The following is a 22,098-nucleotide window of genomic DNA, read 5'->3' as shown; positions in this document are numbered from 1 at the left end:
TATCCTATTTTCTTTACGTCATACTGTTTGTCTTCTGTACCAAATTTTTCCCATCAAAAAGCCAATCGACGGAAACAGAAAAGAACTGCACATCCCAATCAATAAGAAGGTAAAATCACTGCTGAACAATGGAAGATTTATAAAAGCTAAATAAGTCCAGTGCATATTAAGCCAATACTCCATCAGGAAAAATCCTAATGCCCAATCATTGCCACCGAATAGAGAAGTATTTCCAGTGCCTCCATTTGAAATAATATACCCCGATACTAATAATAGATTGACGAAGAATATCCAAAGAACAGACCGGTATTTCATTTGATATTTCGCATTAAGAAATCCTCCATAAATAGTCATTAATAGGGCAATAATAAAACATATTGTCTGGGAAGTGGAAAAGTTGCCATCAGCAGATAGAGAAAAATCATATCCTAATGGAATGCATAAAATATACAGCAGAATGAAATAATTGATCTTCAAATTGTAGTTGGTTTTTAAGGTTGTCGGTTTTCTGATAGCCAGCTTATAAAAACCCATAGATGGTATTGATCAAGATCTACCCTACTCCTGTTGTATCCAGTCAAATTTTCCGTCTTTCAAATAGATGACGCCGCCGCCACAAGCTTCCTCCTGATGAATAAAAATTCCGTCGTGGGGCAGTCTTATTTTATCGGCTTCTTTTACTTCTTCATCGCTCATGATATCTCCATTTTCATTGACGTTATTCCAGTAGATTTCGCCTTTGGGTGCTTTTTCAAAAACTCCAACCCAGTCTAAGTCATCAAATCCCTGACCTAAAATCTCTTTGCCCATTCCCAGATATTCCACTTTTTTATTCCCGAAAATAATTTCCAAACCGTATTTTTTATTTTCTGTGTTTTGAACAATGTTGACGGTGTCCGGTAAATGGTCTCCATCCAAATCGCAGGAAATTGAATTGGGACTGTGTTTTTGTGATAAAACGTTGATGTCCTTCGTATTTAAATTTGGATTTGGTAAATGACTTTCCTGCGGTTGGCTGGCTTTTTTATGATGGGATGGTTTTCCGGTTATTTCGTTTTTGGGTTGTTCTTTTTTCTCGTTTTGACAGCTTACCATGGACAGGGCAGCTAAAAGCGATAGAATTAAGAGCTTATTATGTATCCTAGTGATGTTGGTTCAGGCATGGTTTCAAAAAGTACAGAACTATTGCAAATATTCTGTGGGATATTGATTCTTTGATGGTTAATGCTCAACCAACATACTTATAAAGATTCATAAAATTCATACTGAAGATCAGCTTCTGTGATCAACGTATTTAATGGACTATAAAGATCAGTCTCTTCCGTTTCTGCAAGGATTTTAGATTCCTGAAGTAATTTCCCTTCGGGGTTAAAAATTTTGACCAAAACCCATTTTCCGTTGCGCTCCAGTTCTTTGAAACCATATTCAGATTTGTATTTAAGTTTTCCACTTTGAAGGACACCGTCTTTTACAACCGCTTTATTGACAGCCTTCCCTTTGGCATATTGCACAATCTGCGCTGTAAACCCACTCTCCTGTTCAACCGGTTGGCTGTAGGTATAGGCAACAGCTCCCTTTTCATCATAAACGGTAGAATTGTATCCGGTCTGATCCGCATTAATTTTCGTTTCCGTTTTTAAACCACCTTCCAGTCTTAAAGACTTCGAGTACACTAAAACACCGTCTTTATAATGCTGTTCGATCAATCCCTCGTACAGCGTACCATGATAAGGCATATCATCTTTATAAGTCACCGCCCCTTTTGGTTTTCCGTCCGGATGGTAATATCTGATCTCCTGGGTTATTTCATCTTTTAATACCTGCTCGGAAGATAATTTTCCATCTTCATCAAAATATTTATTCAGAACTACAGACCCGTTTTTATAAACATCAATAGAGGTGAAACCGGAAAAATCATAATTGAACTGATAATCCTCACCGTCCTGTGGCTGGTAATACTCAGTTTCCTTATCATAAATAAAGGTAAGGTTCCCTATTTGCTTACCCGTTTCGTCATACGTTTTTTGATAGCCTCCTTTTTTGTTTTTCTTTTCTTCCTGCAGAATTCCCCCTTTTTTGGAGTAGATGACACTTTCTGTTACGATTCCGTCTTTATTTTGTTTTTCAATTTTGGAAACCTTCATCGGATCCTGATAATACTCTACCGTCACCTTATCTCCGGAAGTTCCTGAGCTGTTGGCGCCAATATATTTTCCTTTTTCGCCATAAAATTTAGTTTCAAACAGTCCTGTTTTGCTGTCGCTCACGGTTTCATAACGGATTCCTTTACTATCTTCATCATAGACAACTGATTTGAAACTATCGGGAGTTTCATAAGTGGTAACCGTGTTATTATAAGACATTTCTTCCGGATTTTTATAGTTGTAGATTGTGCCTGTAAAAGTACCATCCGCTTTATAAATCAAATCCTCCAAAACTCTTCCCTGCTCATCAAAAGACTTAGCCGGGCCAACCTGGGTACCTCCGGAAAATGTCCCCGTACTCGATATTTTACCATCAGCATTGTACCAGGTAATTTTACCCTCATAGATTTCACTTCCCGGCGTAGCATCTGAAACGAGACCTTCCATTTGAAGCTTTCCATTTTTATAAAAATCCCTGATTAAAGTAAGTTTCCCTTTATGCTCTGTTTCCCGATAAAATTCCATTTTGCTCTGAGTAGTTTTCTCCCAGTTTTCATCAAAATAGATTTTTTCCTGTGCACCTGCGTGAATGCTTATGATCAGGGCGAGAACCGCTGATGTGAATAATTTTTTCATGTTTAAAAAAAGGTTTAGATAGGTAATTTCAGTTAATCTCCTCATCATTTTATCGTCTGTTTTTCCAACAGACAGAAAAATTTCATCATTGTGTTTTTTTGTATTCTGAAATGACAGAAACAAAGATCTGTAAAATCATAATGGCATAAAATCCCTGTTTTCAGCTAATTTGTGCTATTACAGTTTCGAAATAAAATTACAATAGGGAAATGTATGCATGAGTATTACAGATCTTAATTTAAAAAGAGGTTATTCAGTACTATGAACTTGAAATATGCTCCTTGTTTTAGCAATCAAATTGAATCGCAACTTCTGCTGCTTTTTTAATCAGTTTTCCTTTTTTTGCCTGAGAAGAAAGATATAAAATCACTCGTTCCTCTTCATAATCTCTGTTGGCGCCAAAAATAAAGTCAGGTTTTCCATCTTTATCCATATCTCCTATGAAAAGTAATTCCACAAAAGTATCGTTAAATGATTCTTCCTCTAAAAACAATGTTTCCTGAGAATTATTTGCAGAGATGTAGAGTTTATAATCTTTTACATTCTGATAGAGTTCCTCCCCTTCATCGGTGTGCACTTTTTCAGATGAAAGTACTTTTCCTTCTGCACGCAAAGTATAGTCTTCATTTCCAAAATGAAATTTTAACTTTTCCTTTGGCCATATTTTATTTTTCACAATTTTAACCGTCTTTATTTCACCTTGTGTCAATCGTGAACTGCCTATCAGTAAAAGGGTATTATTTTTAGAATTAATTACTTTCGTAGAATCTCCTGAACATTCAGAATACCCTCTTGTAATGGTATAATCAGCTCTACCAAAATAATACTTTCCGTCCTTTTGATATAAATCCAGCCAGTCCTTTGCAAGTTCATTGACTTCATTTTCTTTTCCAAAATCCCGATATTCTTTAGGGAGAAGAATACTGAAAGTTCCCGTGGTCTCTTCAACCGGATCCAGCTTCGGATCTGTTGATTTTTTATTGGATTGAATCTGCTCCTGAGGATGTATTATTTTATTTTTTGTTTCCTGCTTTTTATCCTGGCAGGAAATTATCATTAAGGGTAAAAAAATAAAAATTAATTTCTTCATTGTCTTGTTCTCTTGTTTATGCTATACTTAGGATGAGCATACCTTCTGAATCAAAATTCCAGCTCATTTCATCCCCTTTTTGATTCTATTTTTTCTGCAGCTGTAGTTTTAAATGATGATCTATTTTGTCTCCACAATTACTAAAGGCAAATTTGTAAAAAAAAACCATTACAAAACATCCCTGTTTTCAGCCAATTTATTCACTATAGTTTCATCCCTGAAATTAGCTGAAAACAGGGATTGAAAAATTGAATAAGAATAACGAGTTTTGGCTTTTACCTATAAAGTGGCTTATCTTCGATAGTACACATGGTAATATTATTTAAATTCAATATGAAACATAACCAGTGAGAAATAGCAAAGTAATAACTTTGCCTTCTTTACCACCTGAAAAATGCGGATCAATTTTTTTCCTTTTTTACGTTTCCCTATTCTCTTTTTATGTCTGGTCTTAGCTGGTCATGCAGCATCCGCCCAGGAAATCCCCAATAGCCCTGAGCAGCTGTACAAAAAATACAAACCGGGAAGTACCCAACGAATGATGATGACCGGAAAATATGCACAAGCTCTTTTCTTTAATCAACAGGAGGATAAAGCTTTTGTCATTTTAGATGAAAATATTGCTTATGCCAAAAAGGAAGCGGATGGAAAATATGCTGCCTATTTATATATTATTGCTGCGATCAACTACAGATTGCTGGACAATGTCAAAGCCTATGAAAATGCTTCCAGACTCGCCCAGTTTTACGAAGCAAGAACAAAAGATCAGGAAACAAAAGGATATGTAGCCTATGGAATTGGCTGGATCCGCGCCCGTAATAATAAAGGAGCCGAGGCGGTTCGCTATTTTTTAAAAGCCCTGTCGATGTATGAAAAAGCACCCAATTCTGAAAGCTTAAATAATAGAAAAGCATCGGTATACCGGGAATTAAACAGTATTTATGCTGACTGGAATGAGTATCAGCTGCAGGAAAAGTACAGTAAGTTATCATTGGAAATTGCCTTACAGCAGAAAGATCCCATGAATTTGTTTGATTCTTATATGGCCATGGGCTATATGTATGAGAAACGCTATGAGTCTACCACCAATAAAGCTTTTATCGACCAAGCCGAGTCTTACTATATCAAAGCAGTAGATACCTATAAAGCCAATAAGGCTCATATGCCTATCCCTTCCAACCTTTCTTTTGTAGCGATCAATCTGGCTAATTTATATTTAAATTATTTCCCTGAATCCTACAAAGACAAGGTGTTGTATTATGCCAATTTAGCAAAAACCCAAGGTATTGCTACAGGAAATCATGATCATGTAGCCTCTGCCAATGGTCTTCTTGCAGAAATAGCTTTACAAAATGGTCATCAGGAAGAAGCGAAAAACTATCTGATGACGGCACTTGCAGAATCAGAATATGACAAGGTCACTGATCCGAATATCAAACTGTCTATTTTTGAAAATCTCTCCCAGTTATTTCAAAATGAAAATAATTTTAAAGAAGCGATATTTTACCAAAAGAAATATATAGAAACCTTTAAACAAATTTATGATCAAAAAAATGCTGCCTTGGGTAAAAAACTGGAGATTCAATACGAAAGGGAGAAGCAAAAGCAGCAATTGCTCCGGTTACAGTTAGCCTCTGAAAAGCAGGAACAGCGGCTTAAGGAAATGAGCTGGCATAGTCTGCAGCAGGCTCAGAAACTGGAGAATCTTGAATTATCGAAAGAGAATCAGTTTAGAAAACTGGAATTTACTGAAATAGAAAACAGTAAAAAAGCCCAGGAGCTTCGTTTATCACAACTGGAATCCTTTAATAGAAAACGGGAAGTAGATCTCTATAAAGCCCGGGTTGACTATAAGGAGAAAATCAATACATTTTATATAGGTTTGACGGCCTCTGTTTCTTTACTGCTCATGCTGCTGCTGTATGCCTATTTTCAGAGAACAAAAGGCATCAGGCAAAAAGAAAAACTACATCTTCTTGAAATGGAAAAGGTGATACAGAATTCAAAAATATCCAACCTTACGTTGATGCTGGAAGGTCAGGAACAGGAACGGGGAAGAATAGCCCGGGATCTGCACGATGGCCTCGGAAGTTTGCTTTCCGGAACCAAGATGAATCTATTTTTATTAAAAGATAAATCTAATGATCACCATCAGCCGCAAATAGAGAGATCAATGGCGCAGATCGATATTGCAGTGGACGAACTTCGTCGCGTTGCGCATAATCTGATGCCGGATCTGCTGCTGAAGTATGGGCTTCAGGAAACATTGATGGAATATGTTTCGCGAATGGCTACCCCGAATCTGGATGTTGATGTTCAGTTTTTATATTATTCAAATCAGCTGCCTCTGGAAAGTCAGTTATTGGTGTACAGGATTGTTCAGGAATTGGTCAATAATGCTGTAAAACATGCTTCTGCAGAGCAAATCATTATTCAGTTCATCGAAAATGAATCCGATTATGTTATTATTGTGGAGGATGACGGAAAGGGATTTGACATCAATATTTTGAATCATTTACATTCTGCAGGATTTCATAATATCCGTTCACGCGTTGAGTTCCTGAAAGGTACCTTACAAATAGAATCCCAGATTAATATAGGAACCAATATTGAAATAAAATTTCCCAAATAAACAAACCATGATTAAAATTGCGATAACCGATGATCACCCATTATTACTGGAAGGCTTAAAAAATATTCTTTCCCAACAGGAGAATTTTGCCGTAGTAGGTTGCTACTCTTCTTCAAGTGAGCTTTTTACAGGATTAGAAAGCCAGATTTTAGATGTGTTGTTACTGGATATTAATCTGTCCGACGGCAACAGTATCGATTTGATTAAACCTATATTAAAAAAATATCCTGGTACTCAGATCATCATGTTGAGTGTGCACAATGAGTTTGCAGTCATCAATAGTACCCTGGAAGAAGGCGCTATGGGATACATCCAGAAGAATGCTTTGGTCACAGAAATCATCCTAGGAATACAGACGATACTTAAGGGCGAGAAGTTTTTATGTGATCAAACAAAAAGGGTTGTAGAAATGAAAACGAATTCCGGATTAAATGCAGTCCCTAAATTAACCCGTAGGGAAAAGGAAATTTTAATGGAAGCATCATTAGGTCTTACAACCATTCAAATAGCGGATAAATTATGCATTAGCCCGCATACAGTAGAAAGTCACCGTAAAAATCTGATTGTTAAATTCAAAACCTCTAACTTAAGCACTGCCATAAAATTGGCAATGGAATACGGATTAGTCCGTCTATAATAAGGAAATCTATAAAATTATCGAATTTAAGCTAACCTGGTTTAAAAAGCTGATCGTATGCAGCTGGAAAAAAGATTAGAAACTAATTTTCCCTGCGATCCTTGGCAAGATTTAAAACCTTGCCAAGGATGTTTAAAATAATCTTTCCCTGCTCAAACCTCATCCCCTATTTTCAGCAGTATTGATCAGAAGAAAACAAAAACTTTTAACGATCCCACTAAAACAGACCAGAAATATGGTTTTCCATAAATTTTTTCATTTTAATATTAATATTTTTGACAAAGGAATAATGTGACATCGGATGATCCTTATTGAAGCTCCCCTTTGATCATATTAAAGCCTGTAATTAAACGCATCCCAAATTATTTTCATCTGTTATGAAAGTTCTCCATACCGCCGACTGGCATATAGGCCAGCTATTTCACGAATACGACCGTACGTATGAGCATCAGCAGTTCCTGGACTGGCTGCTTCAGACCTTAGGCCATGAAAACATTGATATTTTACTGATCAGTGGGGATGTTTTTGATATTTCCAACCCTTCTGCCGCCTCAATAAAAATGTTTTATACATTCCTGAACAAGGCAACTAAGGGAAATAAGGATTTACAGATCATCATCACTGCCGGCAATCACGATTCAGCTTCCCGTTTGGAAGCCCCTAAGCCTTTGCTGGAATCTTCCAATGTGCATATTGTCGGATGGGTTGAAAAAGATACAGAAGGAAATATAGACTATGAAAAGCTGCTTATCCCGATAAAGGATGCCTCGGGAAGCACCAAAATCTGGTGCCTTGCTGTTCCTTTTCTACGAATGGGCGACTACCCTTCGATACCGGGCAGTGAAAATCCTTATACAGAAGGCGTAACTTCATTATACAAAGAAGCATTTGAATATGCTAGCCGGAAAAGAGAAGAAGGACAGACGTTGATTGCTATGGGACACCTTCATACGCATCATGCAGAGATAACCGATATGGATAAAACTGAAAGGCTGATTATGGGAGGTGTAGAATGTCTTCCTGCAACGGCTTTTCCTCAAGACCTTAAGTATGTCGCACTTGGACACATCCATAAAGCACAAAAAGTCGGAGGAAAAGAACATATCCGTTATTCCGGAAGTCCGCTACCTATGTCATTTTCCGAACTTAACTATAAGCACCAGGTGATTGTTTTTGAACTCGATGAAGAAATAAACAACCTAAAATCAGTAGAGATTCCTCTATTTGTACCGCTTCAGAGAATTCCAGCTAATCACCAACCACTGCATGAAGTCATTACGTTATTGGAGCAACTACCCAATACCGAAGGTAAACGGGAAACCGTTCCCTATCTCGAAGTCAAGGTCCTGCTTGAAGGTCCTGAACCTGCTTTATGACATAAAATTGAGGCCGCAATAACGGGTAAAAATGTAAGACTCGCCAAAATTGATACCAAATATCCTCCATCAACAAAAGAAGATCCTGAATTTATTACCCAGGAAAAACTCAGTGAACTACAACCGTTAGATGTATTTGGAAAGGTATATCATTCCAGATACAATACAGAAGTTCCCGAGGCAATGTTGAAGCTTTTTAAGCAGGCCGCAGAGGAAGTAAATCAAACTGCCGAATAAAATGAAGATACTCGCGATACGTATAAGAAACCTGGCCTCTTTAGAAGGAAATACCGAAATTGACTTTACCACTGAGCCTTTGCGTTCGGCAGGAATTTTCGCAATTACGGGAGCTACAGGAGCTGGCAAATCAACTTTGTTAGATGCGCTCTGCCTTGCCTTGTATGGTAAAACACCGAGATACCTGCAGGCGAAGGAAACAGGAATAGAAATCTATGATGTACAGGGAAGCACGCTCAGCCAGGGAGATGTCCGCAGTATTTTACGGGACGGAACAGCGGAGGGATTTGCCGAGGTGGATTTTACAGGTACTGACGGACAAAACTACAGGGCAATCTGGACGGTAAGGCGAGCCCGAAACAAAGCAGAAGGCAGCATGCAGTCTGATTCAATCATTTTAAAAAACATTACAGCCAACACAGATGTTCCAGGTAAAAAAGCCGAAACCTTAAAAGAAATCGAACGGCTGATCGGATTAAATTTTGAACAGTTCACCCGATCTGTATTGCTCGCACAAGGTGATTTTACGGCCTTTATGAAAGCAAATAAGGACGAAAAATCTTCATTACTGGAGAAACTTACAGGAACCCATATTTACTCGGAGATTTCTAAAAAGATTTATGAAAATTATAAATCCCAGGAACAACAGCTCCGCGAACTTAATTTCAGAAAGGAAGGAATTGTCACCTTAACCGATGAGGAATTAAAAACGCTGCAGGAAGAACAAAGCAATTCGGAGGATACCATTAAGATCTTAGGGAAGGAAATAGAAGATCTGGCAAAGGAAATTGATTGGCACAAACAGCTGGCTGGACTACAAGCTAACTACGATCTGGCAGGTACGACATTACAGAATGCAACTGACCTTAAAACAGATGCTTTGCCACGCAGGCAAAAACTACTTGTTGCAGAACAAGTGCAGCAGACCAGAAGCTGGGCAGATGCACTCAATCATGCACAGCAGCAACAAAAGGAGAAAACAGAAACCCTTGCTGCGTTAAAAGAAACCATCACAACACTTCAGGCACAAAAGCAGAAACTTGAAGATCAGCTTGTGACCTCAGGAAATGAACTTGCCGAGAAAAATAAAAACCTTACCGATGCTCTACCCATGTTGGAGCAAGCCAGGAAACTGGACACGATTCTTTCAGAGAAAAAAGAACAGTTAACCAAAGCCAGAGAAGAAGCAGAAAATACTTCAGAAAACAATAACAGGCATCAAAAATTACTGGCAGAAAAGCAAGCTGAATATAATAACCTTTCTATTCAGGTAAAAACAATAGAAGACTGGAAAGCAGAAAATACAGAACGCAGTCCCATTGCTGAAAACAGAGATATTATTCTCTCTAAACTTCAGGATGCTCGGAAACTTTTGGAAATCCAGCAGACTTCTGTAAGCGGGCTGGATCAGGTACGGAATTCAATTAAAACGAATGAAGCACAGAAATTAGAATTAGAAACCAATTTAAACAAACATGTGCCTGAATGGGAAAATCTAAAGAAAACTTACGATCTCCAGGCTAAAGAACTCCTGTTAGTTCCGGTTGAGAAGTTAAACATGGATAAGGCTGAAGCAGATAACGATGTTGAGAATACCCTAAAAGCACAGGCCAGCTGGCAGCTGTTTTATCATTCTTTTATTGAGCTTGAGACTTTGAAGGACAAACAATTAAAAGATCAATCTGATTATAAAACAAAGCAGGAGACCTTACACAATATCACCCAACAGCTAAGTCTCAAAAAAGCACAAAAGGAAACAGCGGAACAGTTTTTACAGCATGCACGCCTGGCATCAGCAGAAAGTGTAGAAACCCTGAGAGCTGGTCTTACCGAAAACGAACCCTGCCCCGTATGCGGCAGCATCAGCCATCCTTACCAGGAACATCATCCACAACTGGAAAATGTGTTGGCAAAGCTCGAAAAAGCTTATGAGGAAAAGGAGCGTATTTATCTCACGGGATATCGCCAGCATACTGCACTGGAACAGGCGTGTGTCCTACTTCAGGAAACCATCCAAAGCCAGGCCGGAACTATTGCCACTAAACAGGATGCCCTGGATAGTAAAAAACTGGCCTGGGAACAGTTTGGTCTGCTCAAGGAATGTGATTCTATGGAAGATAAAAATAAAGAAGGCTGGATCAGCGAAAAATTACAGACACTTAAAAACAAACAGGCAAGTCTGCTGGCACAGATACAAACCTACTCCATCCAAAAACAACAGCTGGATGCTGACAAAAATAAAATCGATCAGCTCAAAGAGATTATTGATCATGTTACCGGGCAGATCAAAGACCTGAAAAGCACCCTATCTTTATTTCATGAGCAGGAAGCCGGGAAAATGAAAGAGCTGGATAAGGCCACATTGGACCTCAGCGAAGTGGAGAAAACCCTTGCTCCCTATTTCAGTGCTTCTGACTGGATAGACAACTGGAAAACGGCTCCGGAAATATTTGTGGAACGTATTGAGACATTCGCCCACAAGTGGAAAGAAAATACAGAAAAACTGGAACAAAACATCCGGGCAAAAGGAGCACTAGAAGCCACATTAAAGGAGCTAGAAAACCAAGCCAAAAGTTTGATAGCAGAGGTTACCAAAAAGACAGAAGCTTTTAATGCACTCAACAAAAATTACCGCGACACCCAACTGCAGCGCAATACAATTTTTTACGGAAAGCCAGCAGAAGAAGCAGAAAGATTGCTGAAACAGGCTATAACCGATGCGCAGAAACAGTTTGACCAACTTAAAGAAACACAGCAACAGCTTAGCATCAATAGTGCTAAAGCCGATACCCAAAAAGAGGAATTAATCGGCTTATTAACCCGGCTGGAAACTGAAGCAGCAGCCGCTGTTCAAAAAATCCAGAACTGGCTTACTCAGTATAATGAAAGAAATAATCAATCCTTAACTATAGAAGAACTCCATGAATTACTTGTATTAAGCAATGATTGGATAGAAACTGAACGTAATGCTTTACACATTATTGAAGATGAAGTAACCAAGGCTCTATCTATCCTCACCGAAAGGAAACAATTGCTGGACATCCATAAAGAAAAGTTCGTATCCAAACGTACTCCCGATGAGCTCAATACTTTGATCTCAGCAGCCCAATCAGAGGCGGAACAGAGGAATCATAAAAAAGGAGAACTCAACTTTCAGCTGCAACAGGACAAGGAGAATAAAAACAAGATCGGGGATCTCTTGAGAAACATTGACGCGCAAGCTTCCATTACCGAAAACTGGAGTAAACTGAATGAAATTATAGGGTCTGCAGATGGTAAAAAATTCAGGCAGATTGCTCAGGAATATACCCTAGATGTCCTTCTGGGTTATGCCAATATTCATCTGAAAGTGCTCACGAGCCGATATAAAATTGAACGAATTCCGGCTACACTCGGACTACAGGTAGTAGACCTGGATATGGGTGATGAGGTACGTACGGTCTATTCGCTTTCGGGTGGAGAATCATTTTTGGTTTCGCTGGCATTAGCCCTGGGACTCGCCTCTTTGTCGTCCAGCAGGATGAAAGTTGAATCACTGTTTATTGATGAAGGTTTTGGCTCGCTAGATCCCACCACCCTCAATGTTGCTATGGACGCTTTGGAAAGGCTTCATAACCAGGGACGCAAAGTCGGCGTTATCTCTCATGTACAGGAAATGACAGAAAGGATACCCGTACAGATTAAGGTAAGCAAACAGCAAAGCGGGAAAAGTAAAGTAGAGGTAAGTACTATTATTTAGCATAACATCAGAAAATTTCAATGGTGAAGCAACCGGATCAGATCACAAATTACCTGCTTATCCATCTCTTTCTTACTTAAAAATCTGCTGTGTAAACTGATACAAAGATCTTCTCCAGGTAAGCCATTCGTGGTAAGTATCCGGAGATTTGTACAAGAAATAGGGATATTTGTTTTGATTTAAAAAAGAGGTTAATACCTCATTAAATTCATGAAACATCGGACTTTCTTTCTCTCCGATTCCGATAAAAAAGTAAGGCTTTTTCTTTGATTTTAATAAATTCCCGATAGGAAGTTCTTTAAAAGGATCTGTTTTAGTCCCTTCATAAATGACCGGACTAAAAACTCCGATGGCCGAAAATAGCTCCGGATTCTTAACTCCGATAAGCATCGCCTGATAACTTCCGCGGGAAAGTCCTGCAATAGCTTTCTTATTGGAAGTTTTATATTTCTTTTCTATGTAAGGAATCAGTTCCTGAGTAACAATATTGTCAAGGTTTTTGGAAGAAAGGACAGTTCTGGAATAATTGTCCGGCATTTTTTCCTGTTCCGGATTCAGTGCAACTCCATAATCCATCACCACAATCATTTCCTGAGCTTTTTTCTCCGCAAAAAGATGATCCAGAATATTCAGGATATACCCTTGTTTTTCCCATCCCGTAACATCTTCTCCGGTTCCATGATAAAGATATAAAACGGGTAATTTTTTCGATCCGTAATTTGGTGGGAGGTATACTTTAAAATTTCGCTTGCCTTTTGTTATTTTTGAATTTAAACTGTCATTAACGATTTTGCCATGCTTTACATTTTTCTTTAAAAAGAAATCTTCCCCCGAAGGAACTTCAATTCCGCTGGTGGGCTGGCCATACCCAAAATACAGCTGGGTATTGGGATCATTGGTGCGTTTCCCATCCACATTCAACCAGTAGTAATGAAACCCTACTTCCATAGGCGAAGTTGAAATATTCCAAAAGCCATTTTTATCTTTTGAAATAGATGATTGTATATTTTTCAATCCGTCACCTCCATCTAAAGTGACCGATTTTGCATCCGGAAAATAGACATGGAATTCTGTTTTTCTCTCTGAATTTATTTTCGGAAACTCCTTTTCGGGTAAAGCGGTTGAAGAAGTTGTATAAGCCTGTGAAAAGACGATCGAAGAAAATAAAACAAAGATTAAAGATATTTTTTGTGGGTACTGCATTATTTTAATTTTAAAGTATAAAAAATTCATGATCCAAAGATATTTCTCTGAAAATTTACAAGATCAGACCTGAAAGGAATTTATTAACCCTTTCATTGATTTCATTTGGGAATTCTCCGCTAATTGCATGGGAAGCCGCCGGCCAAACTTCAGCCTCAACATGATTGGAGAGACTCTTTGCGCGAACCAAAGCCTTAGCAGAATCATGCACTATGCTTTTTCCGGCAAAAATGACCAGTATGGGTGCATGAATAGAATTTAACTGTTCAACGGTAAACTGTTTAGGCGCCGGTGTTTTGATCGTAAAGTTTTTTAATCCAATCGAAATAAGGCGGGAAGTGGAATTTTGTGAATCAACTTCTGCTCCACCGGAAATCCAGCTCATTGATTTTTGACGCCAATATTCGGATACAAAAGGAAGAGTGGCAATCAAAGAAAAAAGAATGATCTTTAGAGAAAAGGGCGCAAAAACCAGTGCCGGATCCAGTACAATGATTGATACAATGTATTTTGGGTAATAGACTGCATAATTGACAACAGTCCATCCTCCGAAAGAAACACCCAGCAGATGTACTTTTGTTAAGTTTAACTGCATCAGGACATCTTCTACCCAAGCGGCCTGTTGTTTATGATCTTTGATCGGATTTGTCTGAATACTTAAACCAGGTTCTCCCAGCAGATCCATAGAATACACATCATGAGTCTTAAGGAGTCCGGTAATATTGGGTTCCCACATAGGAGTTGAGGCTGCCCTGCCAGAAAAGAGAAGAATAGGAATCCCTCCCCGATTTCCAAACCGATAGACTCTTACCGTCCCATAAGCAGTATTTATATCGAATGTATCCTGCGGTATGGGCAGTTTCTTCATGGCATCATGGTACAAGGCAAGAAATTTCTGATGCACTTCTTCTGATTTGAACTGACTTATTTCCATAAAAATTCTCTTATCTGTCTCAATTTCAATACGGCTCCGAGCATCCATTTGTATGGCTAAGTTACAACTTATACACCACACGGGATTAGTCTAAAAAAAATGATTAAAGGTGAATTTTAAAACTTAGCTTTTAAACTGCTTTCGGAAAGCCACCGCTGTCATTCCCTTGTGTTTCTTAAACTGTCTGCTTAAATGACTTTCATCAGAGAAGCCTAAGTCATCCGCAATTTGTCCTATGGAGTGCTCACTGTACATCAGTCGCTGTTCTACCATATTCATCTTATATTGAGTCAGATAGCAGTGTAAACTGTTTCCGGTAAGATTTTTAAAATACTCACCAATATAATTGGCAGACAGGTTAAATTGCCCCGCCAGATGTTTTATCCTTAAATTTTTAGGACAGTGTATATGCTGATGCAGATAAACCAGTATTTTATTGATCAGAGGTTCATCCATCGTTGCGTTTGATATTACCTGCTGAGGATTGACGTTGCGGGAAATAATATTTAAAACAAGAATCACCAGATGCTGTAAGTTTTCATTGAAATAGGAAGCTTTTCCGTTGTATTCCACGACCATACTTTCAATTAATGAAGTGATCATCTCACAGTCTCTCTGCTCTTTGATCAGCACCTCTTCAAAACGGTTATGATGCGTGAAAATAGCTTCCAGTTGCTTCAGCCATTCTATGACTTTCTCTTTTTCATGCTGGTTTTTGTACTGTTCAAGAAAAACTTCAGAAAACCGGATGGAACAATACCGTGTATGGGTAAGGCTCTCAAAACCTCTGCAATCCAATGGAGTGAATAAAAAAATACTCCCTTTAGTGTATGAAAATTTGTTTTCATTAACAATCCTGGTCCCTTCACCTTCTATGATCTGTACGATTTCGAAGAACTGGTAAATCAGCGGACGCTCATTCCAGTGCTCCATATCTGAAACCAATATATCTAAGGGTTTATGTAAATGTTTAGCTTTCATTACCCGAAATGTACAAAAAAAACCGCTCGATATCCCTGTTTTTGCCTATTGGCCTAAGCTAAATTTGTCAAAAAAATTATGTTACACAAAAAATTAACGGTCCCCTTCATCAGTGAAAACATTTCGCTTTCCAGCAGGATTGTAATGGCTCCTATGAACCGTCGAAGAGCAGCTAAAGGAATACCGTCATCATCCATGATTACCTACTATCAGCAAAGAGCAGGTGCCGGGTTATTAATTTCAGACAACATTGCTGTTTCCTCCAATGGTGGTGCTTATATGAATACACCTGGAATATACACGGAAGAACAAAAACAGGCCTGGAAAAAAGTGGTTGAAGGCGTTCACGCAAAGGGCGGGAAAATATTTGCCCAACTGGTACAGGCAGGCCGTGTGGGGCATCCGGCTATCCAAAATAACGAACCTTTACTATCATCATCTGCCATAGCTGTGAATGAAACCATCCGTATTCCCGATAACAGCTATCAGCCCATGACCTTACCCGTTTCTATCCGCACAGAAGACATTCCATTCTGGGTCAATACTTTTAAACAGGCTGCGCTCAATGCCGTAGAAGTAGGATTTGATGGTGTTGAAATTCATGCTGCCCACGGTTTTCTGATCGACCAGTTTATTAATCCCCTAAGCAATATCCGAACAGATGAATATGGTGGAAGTATAGAAAACAGAACCCGGTTTCTGTTCGAAGTCATGCGTGAAGTTGTCTCTGCAGTGGGAAAGAACAAGGTAGGTATCAGACTTTCGCCTTTCCGGGAAATTTATGATTTGAAAACTTATCCTGAAGAATTGGCAACCCATGAATATATCCTTGATGAGCTACAGAAACTGGATATTCTGTACGTTCATTTTTCTAATGCTATGACCAATGGACATCCTTCAATTCCTGTCAGTTTTCTGCAGAACGCCCGAAAGCGTTTTAAAAACATCATAATGATTGCAGGTGGCTTTACCGTAGAAACAGCTGAAGAGATCCTGCAGACCGGACTTGTGAATCTAGTGGCTTTCGGTCAGCTGTATATTTCAAATCCAGATTTGGTGGAACGGATCAAAAATAATCTTCCATTGGCAGATTGGGATGAGGAAACTTTTTATCACGGCGGTGACAAAGGATATATTGACTATCCCAGCATCTCTATGAGCAAATGTACCCATTATTAAAGCAAAAAATGATTCTAATATCCCCGGACACCTGCTCCAGGGATATTATATTTAATCAATTGGGGCCTGATTTTTTACTTAAAATCCTGTATTTAAGTTTTGAAGACGGTTTTTCAATCACAAACCTGTAAAATAATCCTCCGGCAATACATCCCAAAAGACAAATTAAAAGACAAATATTGTCTGATGTTTCCATTCCAAGTTTGTCAAGACCATATTGAATCATATGGATCATCCCTTTATGCGAAAGGTAAACGGCATAGGAAAGCCCTGCCAACTCTGCCGTCATATATGATTTCGATTTAAAAAGAAAGCAAGATCTTGAAACTGCTGACATCAAAATAATCCCATAACTGAACGCCACACAAGTAAATCCAAAAACAGAAGCTCCCTTTGAAACCTGGTCATTACAGATCCGGAATGATATTCCCAACAGGACTGCTCCAAAAATAAAAAGTTGGTTCCCGTTGTCATGAACCATTCTTTGAAACCTCGATGAATACTGCATGAAAAAACCAACCAAAACTCCTACTGCCAGGCCATCCAGACGTGTATGCGTGGGATAATATATTTTCATATACCATTCCTTCCAAAAATCTTCAGTATCCAGCACTGGAACAATAGAATTTTCCCATAAGGTGAATCGGGCAGTCATAGAAAAGAGAATGAGGATCACTGCAAAGAATACGGTATACCTCAGCACTTTGGTCTTCACCGCAATCAAAAGCATTAAAGGCAGAAGAAGATAAAACTGTTCTTCAATACACAGAGACCAGGCATGTGAAAATGTTCCGCGGTTAATGACATCCAGCCCGTAATTCTGGGTAAAAGTGACAAATTTCCAGAAGGAAGATAATGATTCCCGTTCTCTGAAAAACGGAAAAGCAAAATACAGGAAAAGAGTAAAACAATAAGGCGGAATGATCCTGAAAAAACGTTTGGTAAAAAATGTTTTCAAACTGATACTTCCACTCTTTTCAATTTCTTTAAAAAGCTGTCCGGATATTAAAAATCCGCTCAGTACAAAGAACAGATCTACTCCCGTCCATCCGAATTTTCCAATAGTATCAATCCACGCAGGGTGTTTAAATGCACGGTAATGATACATCAAAACCAACAGAATCGCTAAAGCTCGTAAATGATCCAGTCCGTAAAGTCTCTCAGAAGAATGATGGTCCACAGGCATATTTTTTTCTGCAAATGTTGTAAAACAGCCTCCTTTTTTGGGCTGATGATGACAGAAACCATGGATATGAGTGTCAACAGTACAATCTGCTATCTGCACTGCTCATGAAGTTGTCTGGCATTAATTCTCTTCATTTCATCAAAAAATGACAGGCTTGCCTCAGGATTTTATATTTTTGAAGGCTATGAAATTAAAAGCTGAAAATAATCTAAAGCGGAATACCTTTTTCCAACTGTTTTTTTGGGCCGCTTTATTCTTATTCGGAACAGCCAGAAACTATGGAGCGCACCATGACGGAATATCAACCGATAGTATCATTTACAACTTCTGTCACTGGATATTTCAGATGATCGGAGCCTATTTCATCTATTACATTCTGTTCAGAAACTTTTTTGACCGCAAAAAATACGTTCTTTTTTCATTATACCTTATTGTCAGTTTATATGTAATCTCTGTGGTCAATCGAATATTCATCATCTATTTGGCTGAACCTTTTTTCATCAATGAACCACAGGACAACCTGTTCAGTATTTTTACAGATATCGGTTATCTTTTGACTTGTTATACTTTTCCGATCATCAGCGGAGCCTTTATTTTTGTCTCCGTGATGTTTATGATCCGGTATAAAGATGAAAAAGAAAATACGATACAACTGCAAAAAGAAAAAGCAGAACTGGAGCTAAGATCCCTGAAATCCCAGCTGAATCCCCACTTCCTGTTCAATACGCTGAATAATATTTATTCTCTTTCGCTCAGTCATTCGGAGAAAACTTCGGAATCCATCAGCAGGCTTTCTGATATTTTGGATTACATTTTATACAAAGGTTCGAAGAATGAAGTTTTCATATCTGAGGAACTCACTGTTATTGATCATTATATCGAACTGGAAAGCCTAAGATACAGCGAAGGAAGGCTGAAGATCAGTAAAACAGCCAGCTTCAGTCCTGCTGCAGCAATTCCTCCCCTTCTATACCTCACATTGGTTGAAAATGCCTTTAAACATGGAGCCGGTAAAAGTACGGATCAGACAGAGATTAGAATTGAAGGTTCTTCTGAGGGTCCTTATTCCGTTTTCAGGATTGAAAATACCTTTGAAAATGGCGAAAATAATGGTCATGAAGGCATCGGCCTAAAAAATATAGAAAAGCAGCTCCGGTTGCATTATCATGATGATTTTACACTCACTGTTTCAAAAGAAAACAATACTTTTAAAGTCGAAATAAAAACTCCCACAACACTATGATCAACTGTATCATTGTAGATGACGAACCTCTGGCCGCGGCATTGCTTGAAAAACATATTTCCAGAATCGACCATTTAAAACTGGCCGGAAAAGCTGAACATGCGATGGAGGCCTACCAACTTCTGCAGACAAAATCTGTAGACCTTATGTTTCTGGATATTCAGATGCCTCATCTGACCGGAATTGAGTTTTTGAAGTCGCTGACCCGGAAACCGCCCACTATTTTTACAACCGCTTACCGCGATTTTGCCATAGAAGGTTTTGAGCTGGAAGCGGTGGATTATCTGTTGAAACCCGTTACTTTTGAGCGCTTTTTCAAATCTGTGGAGCGGGTTTTAAGACACAGGACAGATTCCCGGGAGGATTTTATCATCATCAAAACAGAAGGAATGAGCCGGAAAGTTTTGATTCAGGAAATCGTTTACTTTGAAAGTCATGGAAACGATATCAAAATTGTTTTGATCAGCAATGAAACTCTTATTTCAAAGCGGACTATAACCGATATGGAATCTGTATTATCCGGGAAAGGATTTGTGAGAATTCACCGTTCCTTTATGATCAATTCTCAATTCGTTACTGCTTTTAACAATCATGAAGTACTGCTGGGGTCCTATCATATCCCTGTAGGCAGGAGCTATAAAAGTGAATTTGATGCTTTTGTAGCAAGGGTTTCAAAGGGCTCCATTTAATCCATAAAACAACACCCACCTAACTGCGTTTTACGAGGTAATAAGCCAATTCACCATCAGACCTTTTCAGATTATCTATGCGGCTAAAGCCTGCTTTTTCCAAAACTTTTTGTGAGCCGATGTTGTCTTGGTTAGTTACGGCTACAATTTCATTTTCCTCTGTATTTTCCAAACAATACTGCACTAAAGCACGGCTTACTTCCGTTGCAATTCCTTTACCCCAATATTTTTTGCTCAAAGTATATCCAATTTCAATCTGGCCGGATACATCCGCAAAGTTTCTGGCAAGGCACATGCCTATAAAATCATTGTTTTCAACATCAAATATTCCAAAGCGACCGAACGGACCTTTAGCATAATCCTCCAGAGCTACTTCGAACATTTCCTTATACTGCTCACGGGAACGATAAGGAAGATATTTTGTGACCTCCCCGTCTTCAAAAAGGTCACAAAACAAGGCTTGCTCTTGAGCTAAAAACTGACGGATAATAAAGTTCTGATCCTGATGGAGAATATTCATATTGAAAAAGTATAGTAGTAGAAGTAAAAGTACAAATTATATACCATCATCAACCGTAATAAAGCGATTTTCATCTCCTCTGTTTCAAGTAAGCAGACCCTTTCAGAATGATAGTTTTTAAACGTCCTGTTGATCAGTAAGAAAACTTTCATCCTTTAATAATATCAGAACCATAATTAATTATCTTTGAATAAATTGAACAACAAAAAAACAGTCTTTTACAATTTGTTTAATGGTTAAAAGCTCGAAATATGAAAAAAAACTTATCATTCACTTATTTTCAATCCTGTTGTGCTGTTCATTAGGGGTAAAAACTTTTGCCCAGTCGAAATCTTACACCCCTGTTTCAAAAGAACTCTATGATACGATCATGGAAAAAGACAGTCTGCTTTTTGGTGCTGCTAACTCCGGAAATATCGATCAATTGAAAACTTTCTTTACTCCAGATCTTGAATTCTTCCACGATGTAGGAGGTCTGGCCAACTATCAGGAAACCGTTGATAATTTCAGCAGAGTTGCTAAAAACTACAGCTATACCCGAAGAGTTCTAGTTCCGGGTTCTGTAGAAGTTTATCCCATCAAAGATTATGGCGCTGTACAGACAGGCATCCATCAGTTTTGCCGCCTTGACAATGGTTCATTGATCAATTGTGGAAGCTTTAAGTTTGTTCACATCTGGAAAAAGACCTCTGATGGCTGGAAAATTTCAAGAGTCGTCAGCTATGGACATTAAATTTAAATTAAAAAGAAACTTTACTTCAAAAAAATTAACACCTGTAAATCAACACATTAAATAAATGAGAAACTTAATGAAATCACTGTAACATATTCCACATTTTTACTAGCTCTCTTGATCATAAGTCCACAAACAGATGATTTACAAAGAACTGCACAGCCAGTGAAATCCATAATACAAGAAGAACAGCCATTATGGATATTAAAAAAAAGTATTACTTTTGCTTAAACTAATAAAATTGTTTTGAAGCATTATTATTAGTAATTTTAAAAACACAAATTTAATTAAAACATTAAAATCCCCTCTACATGAAAAAAATAATTCTACTCATTACATGTATGTTCGGCATTTCAGTTTTCTCACAGATTAAAGTGCTGAAAAATGAAAGTTTGGTGGAAATTGGCAAAGATAATTCTGTAGGTTTATATAAAAAAGCGGATAAGTTTACGATCAATTATCAGGATCTTAATACCAGTAACCTAAATACTATCAGATCTTTTTCATTTCAGAACCTTGATGGTGACGTTTCCGGTTTGTATAAACTGATCATAGACGGCTTTATATCCACTCCGGACGAAAATATTATCCTGGAACTTCCCAACGATATCATTGAGCTTCACTATGAGAGAAACTATGGCCAGCCAACGGTTCAGTTTATTCAGTATATCAATAAAAACCGTAAATATGTTGGAAAATCACAGTTTTTAAATCAAAAACAAGTGGAAAAGGTTTTTGGAAAGGCCAACGGAAAAGCAGCGATGTATGATAAGTCTGCGACCATCAATCGCACCAATGGAACAAAACCCGGTTCAACCCAGGCATCTACTGCTCTACCCGCTTCAAACAGCAGCAATAAAAACAAGAAATCAAGGAAATAACAGGATTATTTCTCAATAATACTGAACTCATTCATCCGAATGAGTTTTTTATTTTTAC

At 38.3% G+C, this 22,098-nt stretch carries 18 protein-coding genes; 9 read left to right on the top strand and 9 right to left on the bottom strand.

All coding sequences use genetic code 11. The features are described from left to right. Window positions 1-18: 18 nt before the first annotated feature. The 4 genes from NZD88_RS01400 to NZD88_RS01385 all read right to left on the bottom strand — a co-directional run bounded on the left by NZD88_RS01400 (window position 19) and on the right by NZD88_RS01385 (window position 3,837). The gene (locus NZD88_RS01400) at window positions 19-534 is read right to left on the bottom strand and encodes a hypothetical protein (RefSeq protein ID WP_259826840.1); all 516 of its coding nucleotides are present in this window, start codon (window positions 532-534) and stop codon (window positions 19-21) included. Window positions 535-558: 24 nt separating this feature from the next. Further along, window positions 559-1,095 (bottom strand): hypothetical protein, encoded by a 537-nt coding sequence (locus tag NZD88_RS01395; protein ID WP_259826839.1) that lies wholly within the window; start codon window positions 1,093-1,095, stop codon window positions 559-561. Window positions 1,096-1,241: 146 nt separating this feature from the next. Beyond that, window positions 1,242-2,780 carry a toxin-antitoxin system YwqK family antitoxin gene (locus tag NZD88_RS01390; protein ID WP_259826837.1) on the bottom strand — a complete coding sequence of 513 codons (1,539 nt, stop codon included), beginning with the start codon at window positions 2,778-2,780 and terminating at the stop codon, window positions 1,242-1,244. A 286-nt stretch (window positions 2,781-3,066) separates the two neighbouring features. Then, window positions 3,067-3,837, bottom strand: a complete 771-nt coding sequence (locus tag NZD88_RS01385; RefSeq protein ID WP_259826835.1) for a hypothetical protein — start codon at window positions 3,835-3,837, stop codon at window positions 3,067-3,069. Window positions 3,838-4,264: 427 nt separating this feature from the next. On the opposite strand from NZD88_RS01385, the gene NZD88_RS01380 reads away from it, so the two are divergent. The 4 genes from NZD88_RS01380 to NZD88_RS01365 all read left to right on the top strand — a co-directional run bounded on the left by NZD88_RS01380 (window position 4,265) and on the right by NZD88_RS01365 (window position 12,491). Then, window positions 4,265-6,502, top strand: a complete 2,238-nt coding sequence (locus tag NZD88_RS01380; RefSeq protein ID WP_259826833.1) for a sensor histidine kinase — start codon at window positions 4,265-4,267, stop codon at window positions 6,500-6,502. 7 nt (window positions 6,503-6,509) lie between these two features. After that, window positions 6,510-7,139, top strand: coding sequence for a response regulator transcription factor (locus NZD88_RS01375; RefSeq protein ID WP_259826832.1), 630 nt, complete (start codon window positions 6,510-6,512; stop codon window positions 7,137-7,139). A gap of 377 nt (window positions 7,140-7,516) precedes the next feature. After that, a complete protein-coding gene (gene sbcD, locus NZD88_RS01370) occupies window positions 7,517-8,515 on the top strand; it encodes an exonuclease subunit SbcD (RefSeq protein WP_259826831.1) in 999 nt (332 codons plus the stop codon). Between the two features lie 238 nt (window positions 8,516-8,753). Continuing rightward, window positions 8,754-12,491, top strand: a complete 3,738-nt coding sequence (locus NZD88_RS01365; protein WP_259826830.1) for an AAA family ATPase — start codon at window positions 8,754-8,756, stop codon at window positions 12,489-12,491. A gap of 72 nt (window positions 12,492-12,563) precedes the next feature. On the opposite strand, the gene NZD88_RS01360 is transcribed toward NZD88_RS01365, so the two are convergent. The 3 genes from NZD88_RS01360 to NZD88_RS01350 all read right to left on the bottom strand — a co-directional run bounded on the left by NZD88_RS01360 (window position 12,564) and on the right by NZD88_RS01350 (window position 15,609). Beyond that, window positions 12,564-13,694: an alpha/beta hydrolase-fold protein gene (locus tag NZD88_RS01360; RefSeq protein WP_259826829.1), complete on the bottom strand. Its 1,131-nt coding sequence runs from the start codon at window positions 13,692-13,694 to the stop codon at window positions 12,564-12,566. Between the two features lie 55 nt (window positions 13,695-13,749). Beyond that, a complete protein-coding gene (locus NZD88_RS01355) occupies window positions 13,750-14,628 on the bottom strand; it encodes an alpha/beta fold hydrolase (protein WP_259826828.1) in 879 nt (292 codons plus the stop codon). Window positions 14,629-14,751: 123 nt separating this feature from the next. After that, a complete protein-coding gene (locus NZD88_RS01350; protein WP_259826827.1) occupies window positions 14,752-15,609 on the bottom strand; it encodes an AraC family transcriptional regulator in 858 nt (285 codons plus the stop codon). Between the two features lie 78 nt (window positions 15,610-15,687). On the opposite strand from NZD88_RS01350, the gene NZD88_RS01345 reads away from it, so the two are divergent. Next, the gene (locus NZD88_RS01345) at window positions 15,688-16,788 is read left to right on the top strand and encodes an alkene reductase (protein ID WP_259826826.1); all 1,101 of its coding nucleotides are present in this window, start codon (window positions 15,688-15,690) and stop codon (window positions 16,786-16,788) included. A gap of 55 nt (window positions 16,789-16,843) precedes the next feature. Here the strand turns inward: NZD88_RS01345 and NZD88_RS01340 are convergent, their stop codons facing one another. Beyond that, a complete protein-coding gene (locus NZD88_RS01340) occupies window positions 16,844-18,073 on the bottom strand; it encodes an acyltransferase family protein (protein ID WP_259826825.1) in 1,230 nt (409 codons plus the stop codon). Window positions 18,074-18,158: 85 nt separating this feature from the next. Between NZD88_RS01340 and NZD88_RS01335 the strand changes: the two genes are divergently transcribed. Continuing rightward, window positions 18,159-19,217, top strand: coding sequence for a sensor histidine kinase (locus NZD88_RS01335; RefSeq protein ID WP_259826824.1), 1,059 nt, complete (start codon window positions 18,159-18,161; stop codon window positions 19,215-19,217). After that, window positions 19,214-19,906: a LytR/AlgR family response regulator transcription factor gene (locus tag NZD88_RS01330; RefSeq protein WP_259826823.1), complete on the top strand. Its 693-nt coding sequence runs from the start codon at window positions 19,214-19,216 to the stop codon at window positions 19,904-19,906. Before NZD88_RS01335 ends, NZD88_RS01330 begins: the two co-directional genes overlap by 4 nt. 19 nt (window positions 19,907-19,925) lie before the next feature. On the opposite strand, the gene NZD88_RS01325 is transcribed toward NZD88_RS01330, so the two are convergent. Next, entirely contained in the window at window positions 19,926-20,426 is a 501-nt protein-coding gene (locus NZD88_RS01325; RefSeq protein ID WP_259826822.1) for a GNAT family N-acetyltransferase, read from the bottom strand. A 232-nt stretch (window positions 20,427-20,658) separates the two neighbouring features. On the opposite strand from NZD88_RS01325, the gene NZD88_RS01320 reads away from it, so the two are divergent. Next, window positions 20,659-21,159, top strand: a complete 501-nt coding sequence (locus NZD88_RS01320) for a nuclear transport factor 2 family protein (protein ID WP_259826821.1) — start codon at window positions 20,659-20,661, stop codon at window positions 21,157-21,159. A 311-nt stretch (window positions 21,160-21,470) separates the two neighbouring features. Then, on the top strand, window positions 21,471-22,040 hold the full coding sequence (locus NZD88_RS01315; RefSeq protein ID WP_259826819.1) for a hypothetical protein: 570 nt from the start codon (window positions 21,471-21,473) through the stop codon (window positions 22,038-22,040). The last annotated feature ends 58 nt before the right edge of the window (window positions 22,041-22,098 follow it).

It is taken from the genome of Chryseobacterium pyrolae (assembly GCF_025153485.1).
GTDB lineage: Bacteria > Bacteroidota > Bacteroidia > Flavobacteriales > Weeksellaceae > Chryseobacterium > Chryseobacterium antibioticum.
The sequence above is the reverse complement of the archived record's forward strand: the minus strand, read 5'-3'. Positions and strand labels throughout refer to the sequence as shown.

What these genes read in the sequence shown, in the direction of transcription:
- NZD88_RS01400 (WP_259826840.1), bottom strand. Translation starts at nt 534, where the DNA reads ATGGGTTTTTATAAGCTGGCTATCAGAAAACCGACAACCTTAAAAACC.
- NZD88_RS01395 (WP_259826839.1), bottom strand. Translation starts at nt 1,095, where the DNA reads ATGGTAAGCTGTCAAAACGAGAAAAAAGAACAACCCAAAAACGAAATA.
- NZD88_RS01390 (WP_259826837.1), bottom strand. Translation starts at nt 2,780, where the DNA reads ATGAAAAAATTATTCACATCAGCGGTTCTCGCCCTGATCATAAGCATT.
- NZD88_RS01385 (WP_259826835.1), bottom strand. Translation starts at nt 3,837, where the DNA reads ATGATAATTTCCTGCCAGGATAAAAAGCAGGAAACAAAAAATAAAATA.
- NZD88_RS01380 (WP_259826833.1), top strand. Translation starts at nt 4,265, where the DNA reads ATGCGGATCAATTTTTTTCCTTTTTTACGTTTCCCTATTCTCTTTTTA.
- NZD88_RS01375 (WP_259826832.1), top strand. Translation starts at nt 6,510, where the DNA reads ATGATTAAAATTGCGATAACCGATGATCACCCATTATTACTGGAAGGC.
- sbcD (WP_259826831.1), top strand. Translation starts at nt 7,517, where the DNA reads ATGAAAGTTCTCCATACCGCCGACTGGCATATAGGCCAGCTATTTCAC.
- NZD88_RS01365 (WP_259826830.1), top strand. Translation starts at nt 8,754, where the DNA reads ATGAAGATACTCGCGATACGTATAAGAAACCTGGCCTCTTTAGAAGGA.
- NZD88_RS01360 (WP_259826829.1), bottom strand. Translation starts at nt 13,694, where the DNA reads ATGCAGTACCCACAAAAAATATCTTTAATCTTTGTTTTATTTTCTTCG.
- NZD88_RS01355 (WP_259826828.1), bottom strand. Translation starts at nt 14,628, where the DNA reads ATGGAAATAAGTCAGTTCAAATCAGAAGAAGTGCATCAGAAATTTCTT.
- NZD88_RS01350 (WP_259826827.1), bottom strand. Translation starts at nt 15,609, where the DNA reads ATGAAAGCTAAACATTTACATAAACCCTTAGATATATTGGTTTCAGAT.
- NZD88_RS01345 (WP_259826826.1), top strand. Translation starts at nt 15,688, where the DNA reads ATGTTACACAAAAAATTAACGGTCCCCTTCATCAGTGAAAACATTTCG.
- NZD88_RS01335 (WP_259826824.1), top strand. Translation starts at nt 18,159, where the DNA reads ATGAAATTAAAAGCTGAAAATAATCTAAAGCGGAATACCTTTTTCCAA.
- NZD88_RS01330 (WP_259826823.1), top strand. Translation starts at nt 19,214, where the DNA reads ATGATCAACTGTATCATTGTAGATGACGAACCTCTGGCCGCGGCATTG.
- NZD88_RS01325 (WP_259826822.1), bottom strand. Translation starts at nt 20,426, where the DNA reads ATGAATATTCTCCATCAGGATCAGAACTTTATTATCCGTCAGTTTTTA.
- NZD88_RS01320 (WP_259826821.1), top strand. Translation starts at nt 20,659, where the DNA reads ATGGTTAAAAGCTCGAAATATGAAAAAAAACTTATCATTCACTTATTT.
- NZD88_RS01315 (WP_259826819.1), top strand. Translation starts at nt 21,471, where the DNA reads ATGAAAAAAATAATTCTACTCATTACATGTATGTTCGGCATTTCAGTT.